At 61.8% G+C, this 24,533-nt stretch carries 20 protein-coding genes and 2 pseudogenes; 9 read left to right on the top strand and 13 right to left on the bottom strand.

The genetic code is table 11. From position 1 onward, the window contains the following. Positions 1 to 47: 47 nt before the first annotated feature. Positions 48 to 992 (bottom strand): Flp pilus assembly protein CpaB, encoded by a 945-nt coding sequence (cpaB, locus tag AC3WJW_RS03730; protein ID WP_493725165.1) that lies wholly within the window; start codon positions 990 to 992, stop codon positions 48 to 50. Positions 993 to 1,314: 322 nt separating this feature from the next. On the opposite strand from cpaB, the gene AC3WJW_RS03725 reads away from it, so the two are divergent. Both AC3WJW_RS03725 and AC3WJW_RS03720 read left to right on the top strand, forming a co-directional pair. Next, a complete protein-coding gene (locus AC3WJW_RS03725; protein ID WP_493725164.1) occupies positions 1,315 to 1,524 on the top strand; it encodes a Flp family type IVb pilin in 210 nt (69 codons plus the stop codon). A gap of 65 nt (positions 1,525 to 1,589) precedes the next feature. Then, positions 1,590 to 2,003: a response regulator gene (locus AC3WJW_RS03720; RefSeq protein WP_493725163.1), complete on the top strand. Its 414-nt coding sequence runs from the start codon at positions 1,590 to 1,592 to the stop codon at positions 2,001 to 2,003. A gap of 493 nt (positions 2,004 to 2,496) precedes the next feature. Here AC3WJW_RS03720 and AC3WJW_RS03715 read toward each other — a convergent pair whose 3' ends face one another. Further along, on the bottom strand, positions 2,497 to 3,351 hold the full coding sequence (locus AC3WJW_RS03715; RefSeq protein WP_493725162.1) for a MaoC family dehydratase: 855 nt from the start codon (positions 3,349 to 3,351) through the stop codon (positions 2,497 to 2,499). Between the two features lie 2 nt (positions 3,352 to 3,353). Further along, positions 3,354 to 4,706, bottom strand: a complete 1,353-nt coding sequence (locus tag AC3WJW_RS03710; protein WP_493725161.1) for a 3-oxoacyl-ACP reductase — start codon at positions 4,704 to 4,706, stop codon at positions 3,354 to 3,356. 208 nt (positions 4,707 to 4,914) lie between these two features. Between AC3WJW_RS03710 and AC3WJW_RS03705 the strand changes: the two genes are divergently transcribed. Next, on the top strand, positions 4,915 to 6,192 hold the full coding sequence (locus AC3WJW_RS03705) for an acetyl-CoA C-acetyltransferase (protein WP_104451466.1): 1,278 nt from the start codon (positions 4,915 to 4,917) through the stop codon (positions 6,190 to 6,192). Positions 6,193 to 6,315: 123 nt separating this feature from the next. Here the strand turns inward: AC3WJW_RS03705 and AC3WJW_RS03700 are convergent. Then, positions 6,316 to 6,912 (bottom strand): annotated as a pseudogene (locus AC3WJW_RS03700) (methyl-accepting chemotaxis protein); the annotation flags it as partial. A 261-nt stretch (positions 6,913 to 7,173) separates the two neighbouring features. After that, positions 7,174 to 8,106: pseudogene (locus AC3WJW_RS03695) on the bottom strand (cache domain-containing protein); the annotation flags it as partial. 602 nt (positions 8,107 to 8,708) lie between these two features. Between AC3WJW_RS03695 and AC3WJW_RS03690 the strand changes: the two are divergent. Beyond that, complete coding sequence (locus AC3WJW_RS03690) at positions 8,709 to 9,602, top strand: PA4780 family RIO1-like protein kinase (protein ID WP_116582418.1); 894 nt, start codon at positions 8,709 to 8,711, stop codon at positions 9,600 to 9,602. A 180-nt stretch (positions 9,603 to 9,782) separates the two neighbouring features. On the opposite strand, the gene cueR is transcribed toward AC3WJW_RS03690, so the two are convergent. The 3 genes from cueR to AC3WJW_RS03675 all read right to left on the bottom strand — a co-directional run bounded on the left by cueR (position 9,783) and on the right by AC3WJW_RS03675 (position 13,181). Beyond that, the gene (gene cueR / locus AC3WJW_RS03685) at positions 9,783 to 10,196 is read right to left on the bottom strand and encodes a Cu(I)-responsive transcriptional regulator (RefSeq protein WP_102702251.1); all 414 of its coding nucleotides are present in this window, start codon (positions 10,194 to 10,196) and stop codon (positions 9,783 to 9,785) included. Continuing rightward, positions 10,193 to 12,586 (bottom strand): heavy metal translocating P-type ATPase, encoded by a 2,394-nt coding sequence (locus AC3WJW_RS03680; protein ID WP_493725160.1) that lies wholly within the window; start codon positions 12,584 to 12,586, stop codon positions 10,193 to 10,195. The genes cueR and AC3WJW_RS03680 overlap by 4 nt, the downstream gene beginning before the upstream one ends. 211 nt (positions 12,587 to 12,797) lie before the next feature. Further along, positions 12,798 to 13,181, bottom strand: coding sequence for a hypothetical protein (locus AC3WJW_RS03675; protein WP_102702253.1), 384 nt, complete (start codon positions 13,179 to 13,181; stop codon positions 12,798 to 12,800). 148 nt (positions 13,182 to 13,329) lie between these two features. On the opposite strand from AC3WJW_RS03675, the gene AC3WJW_RS03670 reads away from it, so the two are divergent. Together AC3WJW_RS03670 and AC3WJW_RS03665 are read left to right on the top strand one after the other, a co-directional pair. Continuing rightward, positions 13,330 to 13,527 (top strand): heavy-metal-associated domain-containing protein, encoded by a 198-nt coding sequence (locus AC3WJW_RS03670; protein ID WP_095964792.1) that lies wholly within the window; start codon positions 13,330 to 13,332, stop codon positions 13,525 to 13,527. Positions 13,528 to 13,617: 90 nt separating this feature from the next. Beyond that, a complete protein-coding gene (locus AC3WJW_RS03665; RefSeq protein ID WP_493725159.1) occupies positions 13,618 to 14,814 on the top strand; it encodes a multidrug effflux MFS transporter in 1,197 nt (398 codons plus the stop codon). A gap of 433 nt (positions 14,815 to 15,247) precedes the next feature. Here the strand turns inward: AC3WJW_RS03665 and AC3WJW_RS03660 are convergent, their stop codons facing one another. Next, positions 15,248 to 16,261 carry a zinc-binding alcohol dehydrogenase family protein gene (locus AC3WJW_RS03660; RefSeq protein WP_493725158.1) on the bottom strand — a complete coding sequence of 338 codons (1,014 nt, stop codon included), beginning with the start codon at positions 16,259 to 16,261 and terminating at the stop codon, positions 15,248 to 15,250. A 126-nt stretch (positions 16,262 to 16,387) separates the two neighbouring features. On the opposite strand from AC3WJW_RS03660, the gene vimR reads away from it, so the two are divergent. Together vimR and AC3WJW_RS03650 are read left to right on the top strand one after the other, a co-directional pair. Continuing rightward, positions 16,388 to 17,317, top strand: coding sequence for a transcription regulator VimR (gene vimR, locus AC3WJW_RS03655; RefSeq protein WP_493725157.1), 930 nt, complete (start codon positions 16,388 to 16,390; stop codon positions 17,315 to 17,317). Between the two features lie 315 nt (positions 17,318 to 17,632). Continuing rightward, a complete protein-coding gene (locus AC3WJW_RS03650; protein WP_007971857.1) occupies positions 17,633 to 18,367 on the top strand; it encodes an ArsR/SmtB family transcription factor in 735 nt (244 codons plus the stop codon). A gap of 104 nt (positions 18,368 to 18,471) precedes the next feature. On the opposite strand, the gene AC3WJW_RS03645 is transcribed toward AC3WJW_RS03650, so the two are convergent. The 3 genes from AC3WJW_RS03645 to AC3WJW_RS03635 all read right to left on the bottom strand — a co-directional run bounded on the left by AC3WJW_RS03645 (position 18,472) and on the right by AC3WJW_RS03635 (position 21,669). Then, on the bottom strand, positions 18,472 to 19,425 hold the full coding sequence (locus tag AC3WJW_RS03645) for an adenosine deaminase (protein WP_015093335.1): 954 nt from the start codon (positions 19,423 to 19,425) through the stop codon (positions 18,472 to 18,474). 82 nt (positions 19,426 to 19,507) lie between these two features. Further along, positions 19,508 to 20,473 (bottom strand): 2-oxoglutarate and iron-dependent oxygenase domain-containing protein, encoded by a 966-nt coding sequence (locus AC3WJW_RS03640; protein ID WP_493725156.1) that lies wholly within the window; start codon positions 20,471 to 20,473, stop codon positions 19,508 to 19,510. A gap of 113 nt (positions 20,474 to 20,586) precedes the next feature. Further along, positions 20,587 to 21,669 carry a BMP family ABC transporter substrate-binding protein gene (locus tag AC3WJW_RS03635; RefSeq protein WP_493725155.1) on the bottom strand — a complete coding sequence of 361 codons (1,083 nt, stop codon included), beginning with the start codon at positions 21,667 to 21,669 and terminating at the stop codon, positions 20,587 to 20,589. Positions 21,670 to 21,947: 278 nt separating this feature from the next. Between AC3WJW_RS03635 and AC3WJW_RS03630 the strand changes: the two genes are divergently transcribed. After that, complete coding sequence (locus tag AC3WJW_RS03630; protein ID WP_493725154.1) at positions 21,948 to 23,036, top strand: calcium:cation antiporter; 1,089 nt, start codon at positions 21,948 to 21,950, stop codon at positions 23,034 to 23,036. Between the two features lie 126 nt (positions 23,037 to 23,162). Here AC3WJW_RS03630 and AC3WJW_RS03625 read toward each other — a convergent pair whose 3' ends face one another. Next, positions 23,163 to 24,521 carry an 8-oxoguanine deaminase gene (locus AC3WJW_RS03625; protein ID WP_104451454.1) on the bottom strand — a complete coding sequence of 453 codons (1,359 nt, stop codon included), beginning with the start codon at positions 24,519 to 24,521 and terminating at the stop codon, positions 23,163 to 23,165. Positions 24,522 to 24,533: the final 12 nt, after the last annotated feature.

Raw genomic sequence — 24,533 nt, 5'->3', positions numbered from 1 at the left:
AACAATGGCGTAAGAGGTCTGCGCATGGAAAGGCATCCTTGCTCGACTCAGGGTGTTTGTTGGGTGATCTCGATACCGCGAATGACTTCCACGCTCTGCTTGCGCGGGGCGGCGACAGAGTTGGTGACAGGTTTGGGTGGCCCGGTCATGGCCAGCTGGCTGAATTGCAACAACTCGCGGTTGGCATTGGCCAGGTTGGCGGCAGAGTTGCTTTCGCCGGCCCAGTAGCGCGCCAGGCGTTTCTCATCGGCGCTGCGCACGGCCAGGCGCAACACGCCGGCCTGGGTTGCGAGCATCAGGCGGCTCACCAGTTGTTCAGGAACGGCGAGCAACACGGTGCGGGCCGCGGCGCGCGATTGATCCTGTTTGAGTTTTTCCTCGGCGTTGCGCGCCGGGCTGGAAGGCTGGCCGTCGTTGGTCAACCCCAACTGCTCGCCGACCCCGAGCACCCGCAAGGCCGGCACCACGAGTTGGGCCGTTGGCTGCGGATTGAGGGTGTCCATGCGCAGGAACAGCAGCACATCGACATAGTCGCCCGGGGTCAGTTGCCCGCCGACAATGACCACTTCGTCCGTGGCGACCGCCAGGGCGCGTTCATTGGGGCGGATCATCCGCGACAGCTTGCTGCCGGCTTCGAAGCTTTCGTCGTTGAGCCAGCTGCCGGCGGTGAGGGCGCGCCAAGGGGTGCGGCCAATCGCCTGGTCGAGGCTGGTCAGGCTGCCGGCCGGGGCAGTGTGCAATTGTTCCAGCACGACATCGGCGGCGGTGATCGGCGTATAGGGCGCGACATCGTTGACCAGCACGACCACTGGATGGCGGGTCGGGTCATTTGCCGACACGGGCGCCTGTGCGATGGCCGGCGGTGCATTGACGGTGGATTGGGCTACGGCCTCGGGAGCCGGTTGGCGACTCAATGTGAGTCCCCAGTAACCGGTAATGATGGCGCCGACCAGAAACAATCCGGCGAGGCCCAGGGTGACACGGCTGTTCATGAAGGCTCTCCCTTTCCTGCTGCGCAAACCCCGTCAAGTCCAACGAGACAACTTCGCAATCAGGCAGCTATGAACATGGAACGATTTCGCTATTTGACCGTAGCGCAGGTAGAGCAAAATGCCATTAGCGTTGGGGAAATATCTAACGGAAGTGCAAAGTTGCGATAAAACGACCTGTTTTTGACGTCAACGAAACGGTTAATACTTTCGTGTTAATGCGTATTTACAGTTGTTGGGCTGGGGAATGCCGACAATGCTGGTGCTGGCACTGGGGAATCATGTTGCGTCCGTGCAACACCCGTCGTCGTCCAGGAGAAATACCATGTCTTTTTCCAAGCTTGTTGAGAAGGTCAAATCCGAGATCGCGTTTTACAAAGGGCTGGTCAAAGATACCGAGGGTGCATCCGGTATCGAGTACGCCATCGCTGCCGGGATGGCGGCGGTTGTCCTGGTGACTTTCATGACGCCTATTGCCGGAGCGGTAAAGGGGATTTTTGACATCATCAAGGCCAGCCTGGTTCCGACGCCTTGAGGGTGTTGGCTGGCTTGTCCATGTGATCTCAACGTTTGTGCTCAGTCCATTGCAGGTGTTACCTAATGAACGTTCTCGTACAGCCACGCCAACAGCTGCTTCTGGTGGATGACGAAGAGGACGCATTGCTTGAGTTGGCGGAGTTGCTGGAGGGTGAGGGGTTCAATTGTTTTACGGCCACTTCGGTCAAGCTTGCGCTGCAGCATCTGACCCGGCATCCCGATATCGCTTTGGTGATCACTGATTTGCGCATGCCGGAGGAGAGCGGCATGTCGTTGATCAGGCGGTTGCGCGAGCATACGTCTCGCGAGCATTTGCCGGTGATTGTGATGTCGGGGCATGCGGGCATGGATGATGTCAGTGATATGTTGCGCTTGCAGGTGCTGGATCTTTTTCGCAAGCCGATTTATCACGTGCGGTTGTTGGAGACGTTGAATAATCTGTTTCCGTTGCCGCAGGTTTATTTGGTCAAGGGGTGATTGGGTGACCTCTGGGTTGAGTACAAATCCGGTTCTTCGGTAACGGCGACTTATGGTTTCGCCCTTACGGCGAGTCCCTTTTGTCAAACGACACAAAAGGAACCAAAAAGTCACGCCCCTTACGTACGGCCCCTCGCTGAGGCTCGGGGTTCCTTCGCTCCGGTATTCATCAGGGCGCATCGCCTCCGGTCTGCTTCGCGACGACCTCCTCTCGATGTGTTCGACTTCGTCGAACGGCGCTGCGCGCCTGCCCCCTGATGAACACCTCCGCTCAGCCTGCCGAGGGGGCGGGTGGATCAAGATCAACAGCTGCAGGCGAGCTAACGCTCGGCCTGATGAGTGGTGAGAAGCGGCGCGGTGTGGGCTGCTCTGCTTTTGCTCTTCTGTGGGAGCGAGCCTGCTCGCGAAGGCGGCCTGCCGGCCGGCCTGATTATCTGGATGTACGCAGCCCGGCGGGAGCAAGCTCCCTCGCCACGTCGAGGCATCAGCCTTGTCAGGCCACCGGCCGCCAATGCCCGACCATGTGCTCCAACTCTCCGACACCCACCAACTGAAAGTCTCCACTCGCTCCCGGCTCGCTGGCCAGCAACGTCACCTCACTGGGCAGCCGTACCGGCTTCTTGAACTGCACCGCGATCTCGACGTTCGCCACTGGCAGGTGCCCGGTCAGTGCCGCCAGTGTGCGCGCCTTGTTCCACAAGCCATGGGCGATGGCGGTCGGGAAGCCGAAGAGTCGGGCGCTGGCCGCGCTCAGGTGGATCGGGTTGTAGTCGCCGGACACCTTGGCGTATTGCCGACCGATGTCCGAGGGCGCTTTCCAGTGTTCGACTTGGTTCATGTCCAGACTCGTTGCCAGGTTCTCTTCAAGCGGTTCGCCCTCGAGTTTGACACCGCGGCAGAGCATCCGGCTTTGTGCCTCCCACAACGGCCCCAGTTGATCGTCGAGGGTGGTCAGCAAATCGAACGTCGCGCCTTTGGCGTGGGGTTGCAGGTTCTGCACCTGCACGCTGACACGCGCCCGATTCACCCCGCCCATGGGGCGTAACAGACGAATTCGATTGCTCAGGTGAATCAGGCCCAGCAGCGGGAACGGGAAGTCCCTGGCCGTGAGCAATTGCATCTGCAAGGCAAAGCCGAGGATATGCGGATAGGTCGGCGGCAGCAGGCCGTTGTCGGCGAAGCCACAGACCTTGCGATAGGCCGCCAGGCGTTTGGGATCGACGTCGACCCAGCAGCGCAAACCCGAATCGGGCAAGGTGGTGCCGGTGATTTTTCGCCGTGTCGCCGCTCGAGCGTACAACCCCGGGAGGCTGGGTTCGCGGTTGAGAGTGTGCCAGTCGGTGATCATCCTCAAGCCCCCAGAACGCTTTGCCCGCATACGCGCAACGCTTGCCCGGTGAATGCGCCGGTGCCCGGTTGCGCGAGCCAGGCCACGGCTTCGGCGACGTCCTGTGGCAGGCCGCCCTGGCCGAGGGAGCTCATGCGCCGTCCGGCTTCACGCAGGCCGAAGGGTATGTGCGCGGTCATTTGCGTTTCGATGAATCCCGGTGCCACGGCGTTGATGCTGATGCCGCGTTCGGTGAGCAGCGGCGCCCAGGCTTGCGCCAGGCCGATGAGCCCGGCCTTGCTCGCGGCGTAGTTGGTTTGCCCGCGATTGCCGGCGATACCGCTGATGGAGGCCAGCAGAATCACCCGGGCGTTGTCGTGCAGGGCGCCGCTTTCGAGCAGGGCTTTGGTCAGCACTTGCGGTGCGTTGAGGTTGACGGCCAGTACGGCGTCCCAGAAGTCCGGGGTCATGTTGGCCAGGGTTTTATCGCGGGTGATGCCGGCGTTGTGCACCACGATGTCGAGGCCGTCGGGCAATTGTTCGATCAACTGCGCGGCGGCGTCTTCGGCGCAGATGTCGAGGCTGATGCTACGCCCGCCGAGGCGTGCGGCGAGGGCTTCGAGATCGGTTTTGGCCGCTGGCACGTCGAGCAGGATAACGTCGGCACCGTCACGGGCCAGGGTTTCGGCGATGGCGGCGCCAATGCCGCGTGCTGCGCCGGTAACCAGTGCCTTGCGCCCGGCGAGCGGGCGCGTCCAGTCGCTGACGGGCGTCGAGCACGGATTCAGGCGAATGACCTGCCCGGACACGAAGGCGCTTTTCGGCGAGAGGAAAAATCGCAGCGGGCCTTCCAGTTGCGCCTCGGCCCCTTCGCCGACGTAGATCAATTGCAGGGTGCCACCGCTGCGCAATTCCTTGGCCAGGGAGCGGCTGAAGCCTTCCAGGGCACGCTGCGCACTGGCGGCGAACGGGTCACGCAGGGTTTGCGGATCGCGTCCGAGAATCACCAGGTGCGCACAGTGATCGAGGTTCTTCATCAACGGCTGGAAGAACTCGCGCAGTTGCTTGAGCTGATCGGTGTGCAGCAGGTCACTGGCGTCGAACACCACGGCCTTGAGTTTCGGTCCGTGGCCGGGAATCCAGGCCGTGGCCATCGAAGGCTCGGTGCCGTAGCTGTAGATCGCGTCGGTCAGGCGGTTGGCGAAGGCACCGACGTGTTCCGCCAATGGCCCGCCGCCGATCAGCAGCGCACCTTCCACGGGCCGCAGCCGGCCTGCCTGCCAGCGCTCCAGTCGAGTCGGTGTCGGCAACCCCAGGGCACCGACCAGGCGATGGCCGATGGACGAATTGGCGAAGTCGATATAGCGGTCAGACATGGAACGCGCTCCGAAAGCTGGGGTTCAAAGTGTGGACCATGAATGGCGATCAGTCGTTCGATCCACGAGATAAGGCCTACGCTTGGTCATTGTAGGAGCTGCCGAAGGCTGCGATCTTTTGACTTTGATTTTTCAAGATCAAAAGATCGCAGCCTTCGGCAGCTCCTACAGGGGGTAGTTTCAATGTCCTATTTCATCAGGAGTTCTTATGACCCAGCTGCGCCGCGTCGCGATCATCGGCGGTAACCGGATTCCTTTCGCCCGCTCCAACGGCCCCTATGCCACGGCCAGTAACCAGGTGATGCTCACTGCTGCCCTCGAAGGCCTGATCGAGCGCTACAACCTGCATGGCCAGCGCATCGGCGAAGTGGTCGCTGGCGCCGTGCTCAAGTTGGCGCGGGACATGAACCTCACACGCGAGTGCGTGCTCGGCTCGCGGTTGTCGCCCGCCACCCCGGCCTACGACATCCAGCAGGCGTGCGGCACCGGGCTGGAAGCGGCGTTGCTGGTGGCGAACAAGATTGCCCTGGGCCAGATCGACTGCGGCATCGCCGGTGGCGTGGACACCACCTCGGATGCACCGATCAGCGTCAGCGAAGGGCTGCGCAAAATCCTCCTGCAAGCCAATCGCGCGAAAACCACCGGCGACAAACTGAAGACCTTCCTGCAATTGCGTCCCAAACACCTGATCCCCGAGTTCCCGCGCAACGGTGAGCCGCGCACGGGTTTGTCCATGGGGCAGCACTGCGAACTGATGGCCCAGACCTGGAACATCCCTCGCGAAGCCCAGGATCAATTGGCGCTTGAGAGCCATCAGAAGCTGGCGGCGTCCTACGCCGAAGGCTGGCACAACGATCTGATGACGCCGTTCCTGGGACTCACCCGCGACAACAACCTGCGCCCGGATTCGACCCTGGAAAAGCTCGCCGCACTCAAGCCGGCCTACGAGAAAAGCGCCAAGGGCACCCTGACGGCGGGCAACTCCACGCCGCTGACCGACGGGGCGTCACTGGTGCTGCTGGGCAGTGAGGAATGGGCGAAGGCGCGAGGGTTGCCGATTCTTGCCTACTGGCGTGACGGCGAGGCGGCGGCGGTGGATTTCGTCAACGGTGCCGAAGGGCTGTTGATGGCGCCGGTCTACGCCGTGCCGCGCTTGCTCGCGCGCAATGGCCTGACCTTGCAGGACTTCGACTACTACGAAATCCACGAAGCCTTTGCCGCGCAGGTGCTGTGCACATTGAAGGCCTGGGAGGATCCGCAGTACTGCAAAACCCGTCTCGGGCTCGATGCACCCTTGGGCTCGATTGACCGCAGTCGGCTCAACGTCAAGGGCAGTTCATTGGCGGCGGGGCATCCGTTTGCCGCCACCGGTGGGCGCATCGTCGCCAACCTGGCGAAGTTGCTGGATGCGGCGGGCAAGGGGCGGGGGCTGATTTCGATTTGCGCGGCGGGCGGGCAGGGGGTGACCGCGATCATCGAACGCTGAGTTAAAACAACTGTGGGAGCGAGCTTGCTCGCGATGAGGCCATCAGCTTCAACATCTATGTTGCCTGATGTACCGCCATCGCGAGCAAGCTCGCTCCCACAGGGTTTGGGGGGGGCCGGCTGATCAGGTGCGGAACCTGCGCACCAGTCCATCCAGTTCGTTCGACAGCCCGGCCAGGCTCTGGGAGTCCAGGCGTGCCGAGTTGGCCAGTTCCGCCACCAGTTGCGCATCGCCATGGATCTGGCTGATGTGCCGGTTGATGTCTTCGGCCACTTGATGCTGTTGTTCCGCCGCCGTGGCGATCTGGGTGTTCATGTCGCGGATCACGTCCACCGACTCGCGAATCTGCCCGAAGCTGTTGCGCGCCTCACCGATGCGCGTCACCGATTGCTGGGACACTTCCAGGCTGGCGTGCATCTGTTGGGTCACCTGGCTGGTGCGCTTGGCCAGGTTGCCCAGCAGCCCGTCGATTTCCGCCGTGGAGTCGGCCGTGCGCTTGGCCAGGGCCCGCACTTCGTCGGCCACCACGGCAAAGCCGCGTCCCTGTTCACCGGCCCGTGCCGCTTCGATCGCGGCGTTCAGCGCCAGCAGGTTGGTCTGTTCGGCGATCGAACGGATGGTCCCGAGGATCGACTGAATGTCATTGCTGTCACGCTCCAGTTGTTGCATCGACTGGGCCGACTGTTCGATTTCCTGGCTCAGGCGATCCACGCTGTTCACCGCCGCATCGATCTGTTGCTGACCTTCGCGGGCCTGGCGCTGGCCACTGTCGGCGGATTCCGCCGCCTGGCTGCAGGAGCGCGCAACTTCGTTGGCGGTGGCGACCATTTCGTGGAACGCCGTGGACACCATGTCCACTGCTTCACGCTGGCGTCCGGCGGCTTCGGCCATGTCGCTGGAGACCTGGGTCGAACTCTTGGAGGTGGCGAGGATCTTGCCCGCTGCGCCGCCGATGTTCTGGATCAGGTTGCGAATCGCGGTCAGGAACTGGTTGAACCAGTTGGCCAGTTGCGCGGTTTCGTCGTTGCCACGGATTTGCAGGTTCTGGGTCAGGTCGCCTTCGCCCTGGGCGATGCCTTCCAGGCCGCTGGCCACGCTGCGGATCGGACGCACGATGAGGCTGGCAAAACTGGCGCCGACGATGGCGAAGATGACGGCCAGGACGGCGGCGATGATGGCGATCAACCAGGTCAGCTGGGTCGCGGAGCTCATCACGTCGTTCTGTTTGATCAGGCCGATAAAGGTCCAGCCCAGTTGCTCCGACGGCCAGACGTTGGCCATGTAGCGCTCGCCGTTCAACTCCACTTCCACCAGGCCCTTGCCGGCCTTGGCCAGTTGCGCGTAGCCCTCGCCCAGGCTGTTCAGCGGTTTGAAGTTGTGTTCCGGTTGTTTCGGGTCCACCAGGACCGTGCCGGTGTTTTCCAGCAGCATCAGGTAGCCGGTTTCACCGAGCTTGATCTGTTTGACGATTTCGGTGAGCTGCTTGAGCGTTACGTCGATGCTGACCACGCCACCGTTGGTGCCCAGCTTGTTGTCGATGGTGCGCACGGTACTGACGTAGGTCGCGTCGTCCTGGGCCCAGTAGTAGGCCTCGGTGCGGAACGGCTTGCCCGGTTTGGCCTGGGCGGCCTTGTACCAGGGGCGCTGGCGCGGGTCGTAGTTGTTCAGCTTCGGATCATCCGGCCACGACACGTAGCCGCCCGCCGCCGTGCCGAGGATGGCATAGGCGTAGGACGGGTGGCTGTTGCCCAGGTCCTGGAGCAGGGTGAAGACTTTCTTGTCCATCTCGCCCTGGGGAACGCTCTCGGCGTTGGCAGCCAAGTAAGTCTTGAGGCTGTCGTCGGAGTTTCGGATCAGCGGCTGCTTGGCCAGGTAATCGACGTTCTGGCTGATGCCGTCAAAGAACAATTGCATGGCGTTGCTGACCTGACGAATCTCGCGGGCACTGCCGTCGATAAATTCGTCCCTGGCATCACTGCGCAGGTTCAGCACAACGAGGGTGGCGACCAGCACCACGGGCAGGCAGGCGATGATTGCAAACGCCCAGGTCAACTTCTGTTTGATGTTCATCCGCGCTCCAGATTTTCTTGTAGGCCCACGCAGTGCAGATGACTCGCGGTTTATTGGCAGCCGTAATCGTTCTTGGTCAACCCGGGTCCTTGAGTGCGGCATCGCTTTTGTTGTGGCAGCGATTGTCGGACAAATCACTTTGTCACTAAGGACTTCGGCTGTTGTCGGAGGAAATTGAGGCCTGTTGGGAAAAATCCTACGGAAGGATTCAGAAGTGGTGTCAGCTTCTGTCGCAATTGCCCTCAATGTCCTTGCACAACAAGTGACGCAGGCTCGGCTATGATCCGGAATGACCCGTGGCGGTCGTCGGTTTTACCCGTTGAAATCGGCACATTGTGTGCTTGTTCAATGTTCATAAGTCGGCAACCCCTCCCCCCCGTGAGTGGATTGCCGTATAACGAATGACTTTCGCGTGTTTGGTAATAAAGGACCCACAATAAAAGCTGATGAAGACTCCAAAACGCATTGAACCCCTGATCGAGGACGGTCTGGTCGACGAGGTGCTGCGCCCACTCATGAGTGGTAAAGAAGCAGCTGTTTATGTGGTGCGCTGCGGTAACCAGTTACGTTGCGCGAAAGTCTACAAGGAGGCGAATAAACGCAGTTTCCGTCAGGCGGCCGAGTATCAGGAAGGCCGCAAGGTGCGCAACAGCCGTCAGGCCCGGGCGATGGCCAAGGGCTCGAAGTTTGGCCGCAAGGAAACCGAAGACGCCTGGCAGAACGCTGAAGTGGCGGCGCTGTTCCGTCTGGCCAATGCCGGTGTGCGGGTGCCCAAGCCGTTCGACTTCCTTGAAGGCGTGCTGCTCATGGAGTTGGTGGCCGACGAGTACGGTGATGCCGCGCCGCGCCTGAACGATGTGGTGCTGGAGCCGGACCAGGCGCGCGAATATCACGCGTTCCTGATTTCGCAGATCGTGCTGATGCTGTGTACCGGTCTGGTGCACGGCGACCTGTCCGAGTTCAACGTGCTGCTGACGCCGACCGGCCCGGTGATCATCGACCTGCCACAAGCGGTGGATGCCGCGGGCAACAACCACGCGTTCAGCATGCTGGAGCGCGACGTGGGCAACATGGCGTCCTACTTCGGGCGGTTTGCGCCGGAATTGAAGAAGACCCGGTACGCCAAGGAAATGTGGGCCTTGTACGAGGCCGGCACCTTGCACCCGGCCAGCGTCCTGACCGGTGAGTTCGCCGAATCGGAAGATCTGGCGGACGTGGGCGGCATCATGCGCGAAATCGAGGCCGCACGCCTGGATGAAGAGCGCAAGCAAGCGGCACGCGCGGCGGACGATGCGCCGCCGGGCAAGACCGAAGAACCGCCTCCACCTTGGATGCAGTGATCGGATAAAAAAAACCGGCTTCGGCCGGTTTTTTTGTGGGTTACAGATTCAATGTGACAGACACCAAACCTGTGGGAGCGAGCTTGCTCGCGATGACGTCGGCACATCCAGCATTGATGTATCAGATACACCGCTATCGCGAGCAAGCTCGCTCCCACAGGGTTTTGCGGTGCCTTGCAATCACGCGCGGGTCGGGGTGGCACAACACCCCGACTCCAGATTCTTCAGAATCGGACAATCCGGCCGATGATCGCCATGGCAGTGCTCAACCAGATCCTGCAACGTATCGCGCAACTGCCCCAGTTCACGGATCTTCCGGTTCAGCTCATCGATGTGCTGACGGGCCAAAGCCTTCACATCGGCGCTGGCGCGCTGGCGGTCTTGCCAGAGGGTCAGCAATTTGCCGACTTCCTCCAGGGAAAACCCCAGGTCCCGCGAGCGCTTGATGAACGCCAGCGTGTGCAGATCGTCATCGCCATACACCCGATAACCGCTGTCGGTGCGATGGGCCGCCTTGAGCAGGCCGATGGATTCGTAATAACGGATCATCTTTGCGCTCAGGCCGCTGTGGCGGGCCGCTTGGCCGATGTTCATCGGTTGTCCTCCAGGTCCTTGGGTTTCCAGGTTTTCAACAGTAGCGCATTGCTCACCACGCTGACGCTCGACAACGCCATGGCTGCACCGGCCAGCACTGGATTGAGGAAGCCAAACGCCGCCAGCGGAATGCCGATCAGGTTATAGACAAAGGCCCAGAACAGGTTCTGCCGAATCTTGGCGTAGGTCTTGCGGCTGATCTCCAATGCAGCCGGCACCAGTCGCGGATCGCCGCGCATCAGGGTGATGCCGGCCGCGTGCATGGCGACGTCGGTGCCGCCACCCATGGCGATGCCGATGTCGGCGGCGGCCAGTGCCGGGGCGTCATTGATGCCGTCGCCGACCATCGCCACCACGCCGGTTTCTTTCAGTGCAGCGACGGTGGCGGCTTTGTCCGCCGGCAGTACTTCGGCATGCACGTCCTGGATGCCCAACGCCTCGGCCACCACCTTGGCGCTACCGCGATTGTCGCCGGTCAGCAGGTGGCTGCTGATGTTCCGTGCGCTCAGTTGCTGCACCGCTTGCAGTGCGCCGGGCTTGAGGGTGTCACCGAAGGCGAACAGGCCCAGCACCTGGGGTTCGGGGGATTGTTCGATCAGCCAGGACAAGGTCCGGCCTTCTTGTTCCCACGCGATCGCCGAGTCGGCCAACGCTCCGGCGTTCAAGCCGCTGTCCTCCAGCAGGCGACGATTGCCCAGGGCCAGGCGACGACCCTCTAGTGTGCCGGCAATGCCGCGGCCGGTCAGGGACTGGCTGTCGCTGACGTCGGCCACCTTCAAGTGGCGTTCGGCGCAGGCATCCAGAACAGCCTTGGCCAGCGGATGCTCACTGCCGCGTTGCAGGGCACCGGCCAGTTGCAGCAGGCTCGCTTCATGGCCGTCGATGGCACTCAGATGAGCAATGCGCGGGGCGCCGGAGGTCAGGGTGCCGGTCTTGTCGAACACCACCGCGCTGACTTCATGGGCACGCTCCAGGGCTTCGGCGTCCTTGATCAGAATCCCGTAGCGTGCCGCCACACCGGTGCCGGCCATGATCGCCGTCGGCGTGGCCAGGCCCAGTGCGCAAGGGCAGGCGATCACCAGCACCGCCACGGCGTTGATCAACGCGGTTTCCATCGGCGCGCCATACAGCAGCCACCCGATCAAAGTCGCCAAGGCAATCACCAGCACGGTGGGTACGAATACCTGGCTGACTTTATCCACCAGTTTCTGGATCGGCGCCTTTGCGGCCTGGGCGTCTTCCACCAGGCGGATGATCCGGGCCAGTACGGTTTCCGCACCGAGGGCCTGGGTACGCACCAGCAACCGGCCTTCACCGTTGATCGCGCCGCCAGTGACTGTGTCGCCGGGCTGTTTGGGCACCGGCAGGCTCTCGCCACTGATCAGGGCTTCGTCGGCGTGGCTCTGGCCTTCTATCACTTCGCCATCCACCGGGAAGCGCTCACCGGGTTTGACCATCACCAGGTCATTGAGGCGCAGGGCGCTGATGGCGACTTCCTGCTCGCGGCCATCGAGCACCTGAATCGCCCGCTCCGGGCGCAAGGCCTCGAGGGCGCGGATGGCGCTGGCGGTCTGGCGCTTGGCGCGGCTTTCCAGGTACTTGCCCAGCAATACCAGGGCGATCACCACCGCCGAGGCTTCGAAATACAGGTGCGGCATGCGCCCGGCGGCGGTGGCCCATTCATACAGACTCAAGCCATAACCGGCGCTGGTGCCCAGGGCCACGAGCAAATCCATGTTGCCGGCCCCGGCGCGTACGGCTTTCCAGGCAGCGACGTAAAACCGTGCACCGAAGATGAATTGCACCGGCGTGGCCAAGGCAAATTGCGCCCAGGCCGGCAGCATCCAGTGCACGCCGAACAGTTGCAGCAGCATCGGCAAGACCAGCGGCAAGGCGAGGACGATGGCCATGATCAAGGCCAGGCGTTCGCGATGCAGGCGCTGTGGCTGATTGTCGGCCGGCGGGTGTTCGGCTTCCCATACGCTGGCGGTGTAACCGGCCTTGGTCACGGCCGCGATCAGGGTTTGCGGATCGACCTGGCCGAGCAGTTCAAGGTGGGCGCGTTCGTTGGCCAGGTTGACGCTGACGCTTTTCACGCCGGCCACCTTGCCCAGCGCCCGCTCGACCCGACCGACGCAGGATGCGCAGGTCATGCCGTCGATGCTCAGTTCCAGGCTTTGCTGCGGCACGCTGTAGCCGGCCTTGGCCACGGCATCCATCAGGGCCGGCAGGCTGTCGCTGGGTGCCTGGACCCGAGCCTGTTCCGTGGCGAGGTTGACGCTGACGGCGCTGGCGCCAATGACTTTGCTCAAGGCGCGCTCGACACGCCCGGCGCAACTGGCGCAGGTCATGCCGGCAATCGGCAGGTCGAACGTGGTGGATTCGGACATCGGTCGCACTCCCTGTAGTAGATGACCACAGGATCAACCTTGCCATGCTGGCAAGGTCAAGTGCCAATCTGATGTGGGAGTGCCCGGGGCCTGAGCCTGGCTGTGATCCCCTGTGGGAGCGAGCTTGCTCGCGATAGCGGTTTTTCAGTCACATCCACGTTGAATGTGCCGCCATCATCGCGAGCAAGCTCGCTCCCACAAGGGTTGCGCGTCAGTAGCCGAGACCGGCGCGTTTCAGGTACATCCCTTCCTGCGTCATCGCGATCCGGTACTTTAGGACATCGCCGGCCTTGAGCTGGATATCCTGCGACCCCGGCGCGAGCATGCCCGGATTGCAACCCGGCATCTGCCCCGGGAGTAACTTGAGGCGCAGCGAGACGATGCCGGGCGGCAGGTTGAACGAGGTGCTCTGTTCCTGAAACAGCCGCGCCGCCAATTGGTCCTGGATGTACACACCGATCTCGCAGCTGGTCGCGACTTCCAGGCGCTCGCGGGAAATGATCAGCACACCATAATCCTGACCGGCAGCATTGACCGAAGGCACGGCGGCGAAAAGGCTGAGAAAGCCAAACAGGCTGAAAACCGACCAGCGCATGGCTGAATCTCCTGAGTTCGAGTCATTGATGGACGCAGCTTGGCCGAGCGTAGCGCCGATTGCCAGCCCGGCAGCTAACTTCAGAACTTGACCTTGCCATGGTGGCAGGCTCGAAACTGGACTCAACCCTCGGAAAAGGAGTCATCCCATGCAAGTGTTCAACGTTGAAGGCATGTCTTGTGGCCACTGCGTCAAGGCCATCACCCAGGCCGTGCAGGCCAAGGACCCGGCAGCCAGTGTGCGGGTCGATCTGGCGGCTAAAGAAGTCGGTGTCGAAAGTGCGCTGACTGCCCAGCAAGTGATCGAGGCGATCAGCGAAGAGGGGTATGGCGCCAAACTGGCCTGATTTTGATAGTTAGCGAGCTACCGGAATGTTCAAGGCGTCCATGCGCGGCTAGACTGTCGGGCTGCCGACTCCTGCCTCACTGGATGCCTGATGAACTTCCGTACCATTCTGATTCTCGGCGCCTTGAGCGCTTTCGGTCCGCTGGCGATCGATTTCTACCTGCCGGCCTTCCCGGCCATGGCGCTGGCCTTCGGCACGGACGAAAATCACGTCCAGATGACGTTGGCGGCCTACTTCCTCGGCTTGTCCATCGGTCAGTTGGCCTATGGCCCGGTGGCGGATCGTTTCGGGCGACGCATTCCGTTGCTCACCGGTGTCGGCCTGTTCACCGCTGCCTCGGTGGCGTGCGCCTATGCGCCGAATCTGGAATGGCTGATTGGTGCGCGTTTCGTCCAGGCGTTGGGTGGCTGCGCGGGCATGGTGATTTCCCGGGCGGTGGTCAGCGACAAATGTGATGCGGTGGGCTCGGCGAAAGTCTTTTCACAGTTGATGCTGGTGATGGGGCTCGCGCCCATCCTTGCGCCCTTGCTGGGTGGGTTGCTGGTCAACACCACAGGCTGGCAGTCGATCTTCCTGGCCTTGACCGGGTTCAGTGCGTTGGCGGGGCTGGCGGTGGCGACGGGATTGCCGGAAAGCTTGCCGGCCCACATACCGCGCCAACCGCTGTCGGGTGCGCTGCGCCAGTACGGTCGGTTGCTGGCCGACCCGATATTTCTTGGCCACGCCTTGACCGGGGGCATCGCCATCGCCGGGATGTTTGCCTACATCGCCGGTTCACCCTTCATCATCATCAAGCTCTACGGCGTTCCGGCCGAGCATTTCGGCTGGTTGTTCGGCACCAATGCTGCGGGTTTCATTCTGGTGGCGCAGGTCAACGCGCGGCTGCTGGCCAAACGTGGCCCGACGTTCTTGCTGGCGCGCGCGGTGTGGGTTTATCTCGCGGCCGGTCTGACCCTGCTCGCTGTCAGCACTCTGCACACGGCCCAGCTGTGGCCGCTGCTGATTCCATTGTTCATCTGTATTTCCAGCCTCGGTTGCATCAGCCCCAACGCCGCCGCCTGCGCGATGAGCGGGCAGGGCGCACGGGCCGGCAGCGCGTCGGCGCTGCTCGGTTGCCTGCAATTCAGCGTGGCTGCCGGTGCCTCCGCACTGGTGGGCGTTTTGCACGATGGCAGCGCCGTGCCGATGGCCATGGTCATCAGCCTGTGCGGAATTCTGGTGGTGAGCGCTGCGGTGCTCACCCGGCGTTTGCAAAATGCCCGGGCGCTGGCGCAAGCCCAGGTTTGAGGCCGGAATCAGCCGGCAGCACGCTGCGGGTGGAGGATGGGGATCTGGTGAGGGGCCTGGATGCGGGCTTCGAGGGTACGCGTGAAAGCGCGAGCTTCTGCTTCGCTGCGGAACGTCACCGCATGCTGGTCTAGACGGACTTGCCACTGGGATTTTGCCAATTCTTTTATCAGGATCTTCACAACTGATCACCTCTCGTAAAAGATGTCTCGTAAAAGACGTTACGCAAAAGACTGCCTCGCAGGAGATTCGATTGTAGTCCTGAATACGAGCACCATTGTGACAAGGATCAACTGTCGGACTGACGGTTTGTAACTAAAAAAAACACGACTTTTCGAGGGCGTCCACAGGGGTTGTCTGCGACCGGGACGTTCCGGTCGCAGACGAAAAAACCGCAGAAAAAATGAAATCAGAAGGGTTTTTTTTCAGCGTTTCAAAACCCTTCCAGCACAATCTTGCCCTTGGCCTTGCCGCTTTCCAGCAGGGCATGGGCACGACGCAAATTGGCCGCATTGATCGTGCCGAAGTGTTCGCCCACCGTGGTTTTCAGTGTCCCGGCGTCGATCAGCCAGGCGACGCGATTGAGCAGGTTGTGCTGCTCGATCATGTCCGCGGTTTCAAACAGTGAGCGGGTGTACATGAACTCCCAGTGCAGTGACAGGCTTTTGCGCTTGAGCTTGGTCACGTCCAGCGACTTGGGGTCATCGATCAGCGCCAGCTTGCCTTGGGGTGCCAATGCCTCGACCAGTTGGTCCAGGTGCTGGTCGGTCTGGGTCAGGCTGGCGACGTGGGTGACCTGATCCACACCGGCCTTCTTGAGTGCTTCGCTCAGTGGCTGGCCATGGTCGATCACCAGGTCGGCACCCAGCTCTTTCACCCAGCTTTGGGTTTGCGCACGCGAAGCGGTGCCGATGACTTTCAGGGCCGTCAGCTGGTGAGCCAGCTGCGTAAGAATCGAGCCCACGCCACCCGCCGCGCCGACGATCAACAGGCTCTGGCCTTCGTCGGTTTTGCCTTCGCGCACTTGCAAGCGTTCGAACAACAGTTCCCACGCCGTGATCGCGGTCAGCGGCAGGGCGGCGGCTTCGGCGAAACCAAGGGTCTTGGGCATGTGGCCGACGATGCGTTCATCCACCACATGCAATTCGCTGTTGCCGCCCGCACGGGCGATGGAGCCGGCGTAAAACACCTTGTCGCCGACCGAGAACAGCGTCACGTCACTGCCCACGGCCTTGACCACGCCAGCCACGTCCCAGCCCAGCACCTTGGCCGCACCGCCTTCGGGCTGGACGTTCTGGCGCACCTTGGTATCCACCGGGTTGACCGAGATGGCTTTGACTTCCACCAGCAAGTCGCGAGGTCCGGCAACCGGCTCCGGCAGCTCGATGTCTTGCAGGGCTTTGTCATCACTGATCGGTAACGAGGCGTAGTAGGCAATGGCTTTCATGGGCGACTCCTGAACACTAATAAAAGAAGTGATTTGATGGGGGAGATGATTGGCTATTTCTCCTGAAGATAAAACCGGCTAAAAGAGCAGTCTCTTTCAATGTTTTTTTGATAATCGGTGCACTTGATGCTGCGTTTCGATGACTTGCAGTTGTTTGTCCGGGCGGCGGACCTGGGCAGTCTGTCCGCCGCCGCGCGGGGCATGGACATGTCGGCGGCAGTGGCCAGTGCAGCGCTCAAGCGCATCGAACGGCAACTCGGCGCCCGTCTATTGGCCCGTTCGACCCGCAGCTTGCGCCTGACCGCCGAAGGCGAGGGCTTTCTTGAATACGCCCGCGCGGCCCTGAGCAATCTCGACGAGGGCCGGCGATTACTGGCCAGCGGTCAGGACCAGGTCAGCGGGGTTCTGCAACTGTCGGCGCCGTCGGACTTTGGCCGCCATCTGCTGTTGCCCTGGCTTGACCAGTTTCAGCGCGAGCATCCGAAACTGACCGTGCGCCTGCTGCTGGGGGACCGCATCGCCGACCTTTTCCGCCAGCCGGTAGACATTGCCCTGCGCTACGGTGAACCGGAGGACTCCAGCCTGGTGGCGCTGCCCATCGCCCCGCAGAACCGCCGGGTGTTGTGCGCCGCTCCCGACTATCTGGCTCGCCACGGCGAACCGCGGCATCTGGAGCAACTGGCACAGCACAATTGCCTGTTGTACATGCTCGGCAGCAGGGTCCACGATCACTGGAGTTTTCACGACGGCAAACGCGAAGTCAGCCTGACCGTCAGCGGCGATCGCTTCAGTGACGATGCCGATGTCGTTCGCCTTTGGGCCGTGGCCGGTGCCGGGATCGCCTACAAATCCTGGCTCGATGTTGCCGCCGATGTACTGGCCGGCCGCTTGAAGGTGCTGATGCCGGAACTGCTCTGCGAGCGCGCACCGCTGAATCTGTTGTGCGCCCATCGCGCACAATTGAGTAAGCCGGTGAACCTGTTGCGCGAAATGCTTGTCAGCCGATGCGCCCTGTTGAGCAGTCAATTTCCGGGCTATTCGGATATCGATCATTAGTCGCACAAAAAAAGAGAAATTTCCCTCAGGAACGATCACCACCTATGCCGGGCGGAGGACAGGATCCGCCGACCAACCCGCATATACTAGCGTCCTCATCATGTAAGTAGCGTCGATCCCCCATGGCGGGTCCACGTTCGAGTCGGCCAGGCAGCACGGTCATCCTTCTGGCCTTCGCGGCATCGGCCAGACAGCGCCAATGAGTGAGCAAGGTGTTGCCGGATTCATGGCAGTTTCCACGGATTGGCCGACGACACATTACTGGTCAAGATGTATCTGGTCAGAAGACGAAACGATTCAACAGGGAGTGAATACATGGAACATGCACCTTGCATCAGCCAGATCGCCACATTGCTGGCTGACCCAAAGCGCAGCGCAATGATGTGGGCCTTGATGGATGGTTCGGCGCGAGCAACCGAAGAGTTGGCATTACTGGCCGGCCTGTCACCGTCTTCGGCCAGTGCTCACCTGGGACGTTTGTCCGCTGGAGGTCTGTTAAGGGTTGAAAACCGTGGCCGCAAACGCTTCTTCCGCCTGGCTGCCCCCGAGGTCGGGGCAGCAATCGAAGCGCTGGCCAGCGCGACCTTCGCCAGCGCGCCCCAGGATATTCCGGAGGTGTTCAAGCGCAATGCGCCACTCGTCAAACCCCGGGCAGTGCGCTCGTCACTGCTGAGTGCCCGGCTGTGCGACGATCACTTGGGGGGTACCCTGTCCGCCGACCTGTATCAGCGACTGCTGGAAGCGGGCTGGATCGAACATTCGGATCAGCGGGTCACGGTCACGCTCAAGGGGGCGACGGAGTTGGCGGCACGGGGAGTGTTCATCCAGGCGCTGGCCCATCACAACGGCAGGGTTGCCTGCGCGTGCCCTGACTGGAGCGAAAGACGCCCGCACATGGGCGGCTCGCTGGGGGCCGCCTTGTTGCAGCTGTTCATGCAGTCGGGGTGGCTGAGCCTGCCCAACGATTCCCGAGCCTTGCAGGTGACGGCCTCCGGGCAACGCGAAATTCATCGCTTTGCCCTGGAAACCGAGCTGGAAATGGCGCTGTAGGCGTCGGCTTGCCGGCGATGGCCGTGCCACATTCGGCATCATTGTTGAATCGGAGGGCGCCATCGCTGGCAAGCCAGCTCCTACAGTTGGATTTGCGGTGTTGCTCAGGGTTTTACCAACCGCGCATCGAGGCTGTTCTGCGCCAGGCGTCTGGCCTGGTCCTGGGTCATGCCCAGGTGAGTGTGCAGGGCATGGAAGTTCTCCGTGACATAACCGCCGAAGTACGCCGGGTCATCGGAGTTCACGGTCACTTTCACACCGCGTTCCAGCATGTCGAGAATGTTGTGCTGCGACATGTGATCGAACACGCACAGTTTGGTGTTCGACAGAGGGCACACGGTCAGCGGGATCTGCTCGTCAATGATCCGCTGCATCAGGCGTTCGTCTTCGATGGCGCGCACGCCATGGTCGATGCGCTGGATTTTCAGCAGGTCGATGGCTTCCCAGATGTACTCGGGCGGGCCTTCTTCACCGGCGTGGGCGACGGTCAGGAAGCCTTCGTGACGGGCACGGTCGAACACACGCTGGAACTTGCTCGGCGGGTGGCCCATTTCGGAGCTGTCCAGGCCCACGGCGACGAACGCATCGCGGAACGGCAGCGCCTGGTCGAGGGTTTTCTGCGCTTCGTCTTCGCTCAGATGGCGCAGGAAGCTCAGGATCAAACCGCTGGTGATACCCAGTTGCTGCTCGCCATCCTTCAGCGCGGCGGCGATGCCGTTGAGCACCACTTCGAACGGGATGCCACGGTCGGTGTGGGTCTGCGGGTCGAAGAACGGTTCGGTGTGAATCACGTTCTGTTCTTTGCAGCGCAGCAGGTATGCCCAGGTCAGGTCATAGAAGTCCTGGGAGGTGCGCAGCACATCGGCACCCCGGTAATACAGGTCGAGGAACTCCTGCAGGTTGTTGAAGGCATACGCCTTGCGCAAGGTTTCGACGTCGCTCCACGGCAAGGCAATCTTGTTGCGCTCGGCCAGGGCGAACAACAGCTCGGGTTCCAGCGAACCTTCCAGGTGCAGGTGCAATTCTGCCTTGGGCAGGGCGTTCAGCCAGTCATACATGATTCTTTTCTCATCAGGTGCAATGGTCGCCATTCTACAGAGGGTTGCCGCAACAATTGGTAAAACCTGACCAGGCGGTTCATCACCTTGCTTCCTGTTCCCGTCGATAGGCGTAGGTATCGGCGAAGCGCGAGAGCAGGAATCCGGCGCAGGTGGTGGCCGGGTATTTCGCCGGGTGCAATGCATCCTGACAACCGGGCAGGCATTCGATGCGGGTATCCGGGTGCGGCTCGGCGAAGAACGGCATCGAATAACGATCCACGCCGAGCGGGCTGATCACCCGGTGCGGCGTCGACAGGTAACGGTCGTTGCTCCAGCGCGCCATCATGTCGCCGAGGTTGACCACGAACGTACCGTCGATGGGTGGCGCGTCGATCCACTCGCCTTTGACGTTGCGTACCTGCAAGCCACCGGCGGCGTCCTGATAGAGCAGGGTGATGCAGCCGTAGTCGGTATGGGCGCCGGCGCCTTGCTGCTCGGTGGAGCTGGCCGTGTGACGCGGCGGGTAATGGATCATCCGCAACACACTGACCGGGTCATGGAAGCGAGTGTCGAAGAAGTCGCGCTCGATCCCCAGTGCAATGGTCATTGCCCGCAACAGTGTTTGTGCGAGGGCCTGCATGTCGACGTAGTGTTGCTCCATCAGTGCTTCCCAACCGGGCAGGGACGGATGGCGATTGGGGCCGCGCAAGGGTTTTTCCGCCAGTACGTCAGGGTGCTCGGCCGGCAGGTGCAGGCCCATGTCGAAGGTTTCCTTGAGGTCGCTGGGTTTGCCCGGGTCCAACTGCTCGGTGGCAATGGCACCGTAGCCGCGATGGTGACGGCTCTGGGTGATGTCGATCTTGAGTTTTTCGGCGGTGGGTTGGGCGAAGAAGCGTTTGGCGTGGTCGAGCAGGGCGTCGATGCGGCCGGCACTGATTGGATGGCCCTTGATGTAGAAGAAACCCCACTCGCGGCAGGCGTGGTCGATGTGTGCGGCAACGGCTGGCCAGGCGTTCTGGTCGTCGCTGTAGAGCGGGGCGATGTCGATGATGGGAAGTGGGTTCATGCGCAGTCCTTGAAAACGCTGAATTTCCAATGTAGGAGCTGCCGCAGGCTGCGATCTTTTAAAAGCAAGATCAAAAGATCGCAGCCTGCGGCAGCTCCTACAGGGGATGTGGGTTACTTCGGTATTTCGGCCTTCATGCCTTCCACGTAGTAGTTCATCGACGCCAGTTCCGCCGTGGTCGCGCTCACGCCCGCCGGGATTTTTTCGACGCCGGCCTGATCCTTGATCGGCCCGGTGAACGGCTGCAGCGTACCGCTCTTGATATTGGCGATGAGCTGTTCGGCTTCGCTTTTCACCGCTGCCGGCACCAGGTCGCTGATCGGCAGCTCAACCGTGCCTTCTTTCAAGCCGCCCCAGTAATCCTGGGACTTCCAGTCATGATCAATCAGGCTTTGGGCCGCCTGAATGTAGTGCGGCCCCCAGTCGTTGACGATGGAGGTCAGCACCGCCTTCGGCCCGAAGTGCGCCATGTCCGAAGCGTAGCCCACGGCGTACACGCCGCGACGTTCGGCGGCCTGGATCGGCGCCGGGCTGTCGGTGTGCTGGAACACCACATCCACGCCCTGATCGATCAGTGCGTTGGCGGCATCCGCTTCCTTGCCCGGATCGAACCAGGAGTTGACCCACACCACCTTGATTTCGGTACCGGGGTTGTACTTGTTCAGGGCCAGCTGGATGGCGTTGATATCGCGGATCACCTCCGGGATCGGGAACGAGGCGACGTAGCCGATTTTTTTGGTCTTGGTCATCTTCGCCGCGAGGAAGCCACCGACGTAGCGACCTTCATAGGTGCGCGCCAGGTAGGTGCCGAGGTTCCTGGCCTGCTTGTAGCCGGTGGCGTGTTCGAAGGTCACTTGGGGAAACTGTTTGGCGACTTTCACGGTCGGGTTCATGTAGCCGAAGGACGTGGTGAAGATCAGGTCGTATTTGTCCTTGGCCATGTTGCGGATCACCCGCTCGGCGTCGGCCCCTTCGGCGACGTTCTCCACGTAGTTGGTGGTGATCTGCGGGCCGAATTTTTCCGCGAGCTCCTTGCGTCCCTGTTCATGCTGATACGTCCAGCCGTGGTCGCCGATCGGGCCGATGTAAACGAAGCCGACTTTCAGCGGGTCGTTGGCGCTGGCACTCAAGCTGGCGCCCAGGCCGATGGCGGCGGTAACGGCGCAAAGCAGCATATTCAACGGACGGTTGTGCATGAGTTGGAGCTCCATTTTGTTGTGTGGTTGGCAGGGGCAATGCAAATGGCTGACCAACCGGACAACAAAAGCAAAAGATCGCAGCCTTCGGCAGCTCCTACATGGCTTCGCGTAGCTCTGTAGGAGCTGCTGAAGGCTGCGATCTTTTTCAACACCAGAACCAACGCAGTGCATCTGACCAACCTCACGCCATCCTCTGGTGCGCTAAGGTAAAACGAAACGTTAACGCCACCCCGCAGTCAGTAGCTCATCGGCACCACTCGGCAAAAAGGCTCGCCATGCTCACCACCCTCAAGCAAGAAGGCTTCCTGCTGTTGGCGTTGATCGCCGCGTGTGTGGCCTATCCGCTGGAGCACTGGATGCTGCACAGCGGCCAGGGCATCGCATTGATCAGCGGGTTGGTGCTGATCGCCTTCATCGTCGCCGCCTCCATGCGCGTTGCCCATCAGGCCGAGTTGCTGGCGGAGAAGGTCGGTGATCCCTACGGCACGATGATCCTGACCCTGGCCGCCGTGCTGGTGGAAGTGGTGATCCTGGCGATCATGATGAGCAACGAAGCCTCGGCCACGCTGGTGCGCGATACGATCTACTCGGCGGTGATGCTCGACATCAATGGCATCCTTGGCCTCGCGGCGTTGATGGGCGGGCTCAAGCATGGCGAACAGTCCTATAACGACGATTCGGCGCGCAGTTATAGCGTGATGATTCTCACCGCCATGGGGGTCTCGATGGTGGTGCCGGAGTTCATTCCCGAAGCGCGATGGAAGCTCTATTCGGCCTTTACCATCGGCACGATGGTGGTGCTCTACGCCTTGTTCCTGCGCATGCAGGTCGGGCCGCACAGTTATTTTTTCAGCTACAGCTACCCGGACAAGCGCCGCCGGAAGGAGCCTGGCGCGGAGCCGCAACCGGTCAATCTGGTGCTCAGTATCGGCATCTTGGTGTTCGGGGTAGTGGTGATTGGCGCACTGGCCGAAGTGATGTCCAGGACCCTTGATCTGGGGCTGGAAGGGACGGGGGCACCGCCGGTGATTACGGCGATCCTGGTGGCGGCGATCTCTGCGGCGCCGGAGATCTTGACCGCGTTGCGCGCGGCACTGGCCAACCGCATGCAGTCGGTGGTCAACATCGCGATGGGCGCGTCACTGTCGACGGTGATCCTGACGGTGCCGGTGATGGAGGCGATGGCGCTCTATACCGGCCAGCCATTCCAGATGGCCATGACCCCGGTGCAGACCGTGATGGTGTTTCTCACTCTGATCGTCAGCGCGATCAATCTCAATGACGGCGAAACCAACGCCATCGAAGGCATGACCCATTTCGTGTTGTTTGCGACGTTTATCATGTTGTCGCTGCTGGGACTCTGAAGGCCCCCCGCAAAACCAATGTGGGAGCGGGCTTGCTCGCGAAGGCGGTGTGTCAGTCACATCAGTATTGACTGGTACGCCGCCTTCGCGAGCAAGCCCGCTCCCACAGTGTTAATCGGTGTTGTGTCAGGTCCCGGCAATCAACTGTCGAGCCGCCTGGCTGTGATCGGCAATCAAGCCCTTCAGATCCAGCCCCTCGACCTGCCCGTCAATCACTCGCCACTTGCCGCCGACCATCACCCGGTCCGCGCGATCGGCACCGCACAGCAGTAGGGCCGAAACCGGATCATGGCTGCCGGAGAAGCGCAGTTCATCCAGCTTGAACAGCGCCAGGTCGGCCTGCTTGCCTACCGCCAGTTCACCGATGTCGGTACGGCCCAACAGACTGGCCGAGCCTTTGGTCGCCCAGCCGAGCACGCGTTCCGGGGTGATCTTCTCGGCGCCGTAGCGCAGGCGCTGGATGTACAGGGCCTGGCGCGCTTCGAGCATCATGTTCGAGGCATCGTTGGAGGCCGAACCGTCCACGCCCAGGCCCAGCAGGGCGCCGGCGTCAGTCAATTCGATGCTCGGGCAGATGCCCGAGGCCAGGCGCATGTTCGAACTCGGGCAATGGCAGATACCGGTCCCGGCGGCGCCGAGGCGGGCGATCTCGTCCGGGTTGAAATGGATGCCATGGGCCAGCCAGGTACGCGGGCCGAGCCAGCCTACGCTGTCCAGATAGTCCACGGTGCGCAGGCCGAAGCGTTGCAGGCAGAAATCTTCTTCGTCGAGGGTTTCTGCCAGGTGGGTGTGCAGGCGCACGTCGAGTTTGTTCGCCAGTTCGGCGCTGGCCGACATGATTTCCGGGGTCACCGAGAACGGCGAGCACGGTGCCAGGGCGATCTGGATTTGCGCGCCGTCACCGCGCTCGTGGTATTCGGCGATCAGCCGCTGGCTGTCGGCGAGGATCACTTCGCCTTCCTGCACGGTCTGTTGCGGCGGCAGGCCACCGTCCTTTTCACCGAGGCTCATGGAGCCGCGGGTGAGCATGGCGCGCATGCCCAGTTCGCGAACGCTCTCGACTTGCACGTCGATGGCATTTTCCAGACCTTCCGGGAACAGGTAGTGATGGTCGGCGGCGGTGGTGCAGCCGGACAGCAGCAATTCGGCCAGTGCGACCTTGGTGGCGAGGGCGAGTTTTTCCGGGGTCAGGCGTGCCCAGACCGGGTACAGGGTTTTCAGCCACGGGAACAGCGGCTGATTGACCACCGGCGCCCAGGCGCGGGTCAGGGTTTGATAGAAGTGGTGGTGGGTGTTGATCAGGCCCGGCAGGATCACATGCTCGCGGGCATCGAACACTTCATTGCACGGCGCGGAGGGTTGCTGGCCTGCGCCGAGTACTTCGACGATCAAACCGTCTTGCAGCACCAGGCCGCCACGGGCATCGAGACCGTTGGAGGTGAAAATGGCGAGGGGATTTTTTAACCAGGTACGGGTCGCAGGCATGTTGGCCGGCTC

Source organism: Pseudomonas sp. GW821-FHT07G06, from assembly GCF_058986625.1.
Note: the sequence above shows the minus strand (reverse complement) of the source record. Positions and strands in the feature narration are given on the sequence as shown.

Bases quoted from the DNA above. Each gene is read 5' to 3' on its own strand.
- cpaB (WP_493725165.1), bottom strand. From the start codon at position 992: ATGAACAGCCGTGTCACCCTGGGCCTCGCCGGATTGTTTCTGGTCGGC.
- AC3WJW_RS03725 (WP_493725164.1), top strand. From the start codon at position 1,315: ATGTCTTTTTCCAAGCTTGTTGAGAAGGTCAAATCCGAGATCGCGTTT.
- AC3WJW_RS03720 (WP_493725163.1), top strand. From the start codon at position 1,590: ATGAACGTTCTCGTACAGCCACGCCAACAGCTGCTTCTGGTGGATGAC.
- AC3WJW_RS03715 (WP_493725162.1), bottom strand. From the start codon at position 3,351: ATGATCACCGACTGGCACACTCTCAACCGCGAACCCAGCCTCCCGGGG.
- AC3WJW_RS03710 (WP_493725161.1), bottom strand. From the start codon at position 4,706: ATGTCTGACCGCTATATCGACTTCGCCAATTCGTCCATCGGCCATCGC.
- AC3WJW_RS03705 (WP_104451466.1), top strand. From the start codon at position 4,915: ATGACCCAGCTGCGCCGCGTCGCGATCATCGGCGGTAACCGGATTCCT.
- AC3WJW_RS03690 (WP_116582418.1), top strand. From the start codon at position 8,709: ATGAAGACTCCAAAACGCATTGAACCCCTGATCGAGGACGGTCTGGTC.
- cueR (WP_102702251.1), bottom strand. From the start codon at position 10,196: ATGAACATCGGCCAAGCGGCCCGCCACAGCGGCCTGAGCGCAAAGATG.
- AC3WJW_RS03680 (WP_493725160.1), bottom strand. From the start codon at position 12,586: ATGTCCGAATCCACCACGTTCGACCTGCCGATTGCCGGCATGACCTGC.
- AC3WJW_RS03675 (WP_102702253.1), bottom strand. From the start codon at position 13,181: ATGCGCTGGTCGGTTTTCAGCCTGTTTGGCTTTCTCAGCCTTTTCGCC.
- AC3WJW_RS03670 (WP_095964792.1), top strand. From the start codon at position 13,330: ATGCAAGTGTTCAACGTTGAAGGCATGTCTTGTGGCCACTGCGTCAAG.
- AC3WJW_RS03665 (WP_493725159.1), top strand. From the start codon at position 13,618: ATGAACTTCCGTACCATTCTGATTCTCGGCGCCTTGAGCGCTTTCGGT.
- AC3WJW_RS03660 (WP_493725158.1), bottom strand. From the start codon at position 16,261: ATGAAAGCCATTGCCTACTACGCCTCGTTACCGATCAGTGATGACAAA.
- vimR (WP_493725157.1), top strand. From the start codon at position 16,388: ATGCTGCGTTTCGATGACTTGCAGTTGTTTGTCCGGGCGGCGGACCTG.
- AC3WJW_RS03650 (WP_007971857.1), top strand. From the start codon at position 17,633: ATGGAACATGCACCTTGCATCAGCCAGATCGCCACATTGCTGGCTGAC.
- AC3WJW_RS03645 (WP_015093335.1), bottom strand. From the start codon at position 19,425: ATGTATGACTGGCTGAACGCCCTGCCCAAGGCAGAATTGCACCTGCAC.
- AC3WJW_RS03640 (WP_493725156.1), bottom strand. From the start codon at position 20,473: ATGAACCCACTTCCCATCATCGACATCGCCCCGCTCTACAGCGACGAC.
- AC3WJW_RS03635 (WP_493725155.1), bottom strand. From the start codon at position 21,669: ATGCACAACCGTCCGTTGAATATGCTGCTTTGCGCCGTTACCGCCGCC.
- AC3WJW_RS03630 (WP_493725154.1), top strand. From the start codon at position 21,948: ATGCTCACCACCCTCAAGCAAGAAGGCTTCCTGCTGTTGGCGTTGATC.
- AC3WJW_RS03625 (WP_104451454.1), bottom strand. From the start codon at position 24,521: ATGCCTGCGACCCGTACCTGGTTAAAAAATCCCCTCGCCATTTTCACC.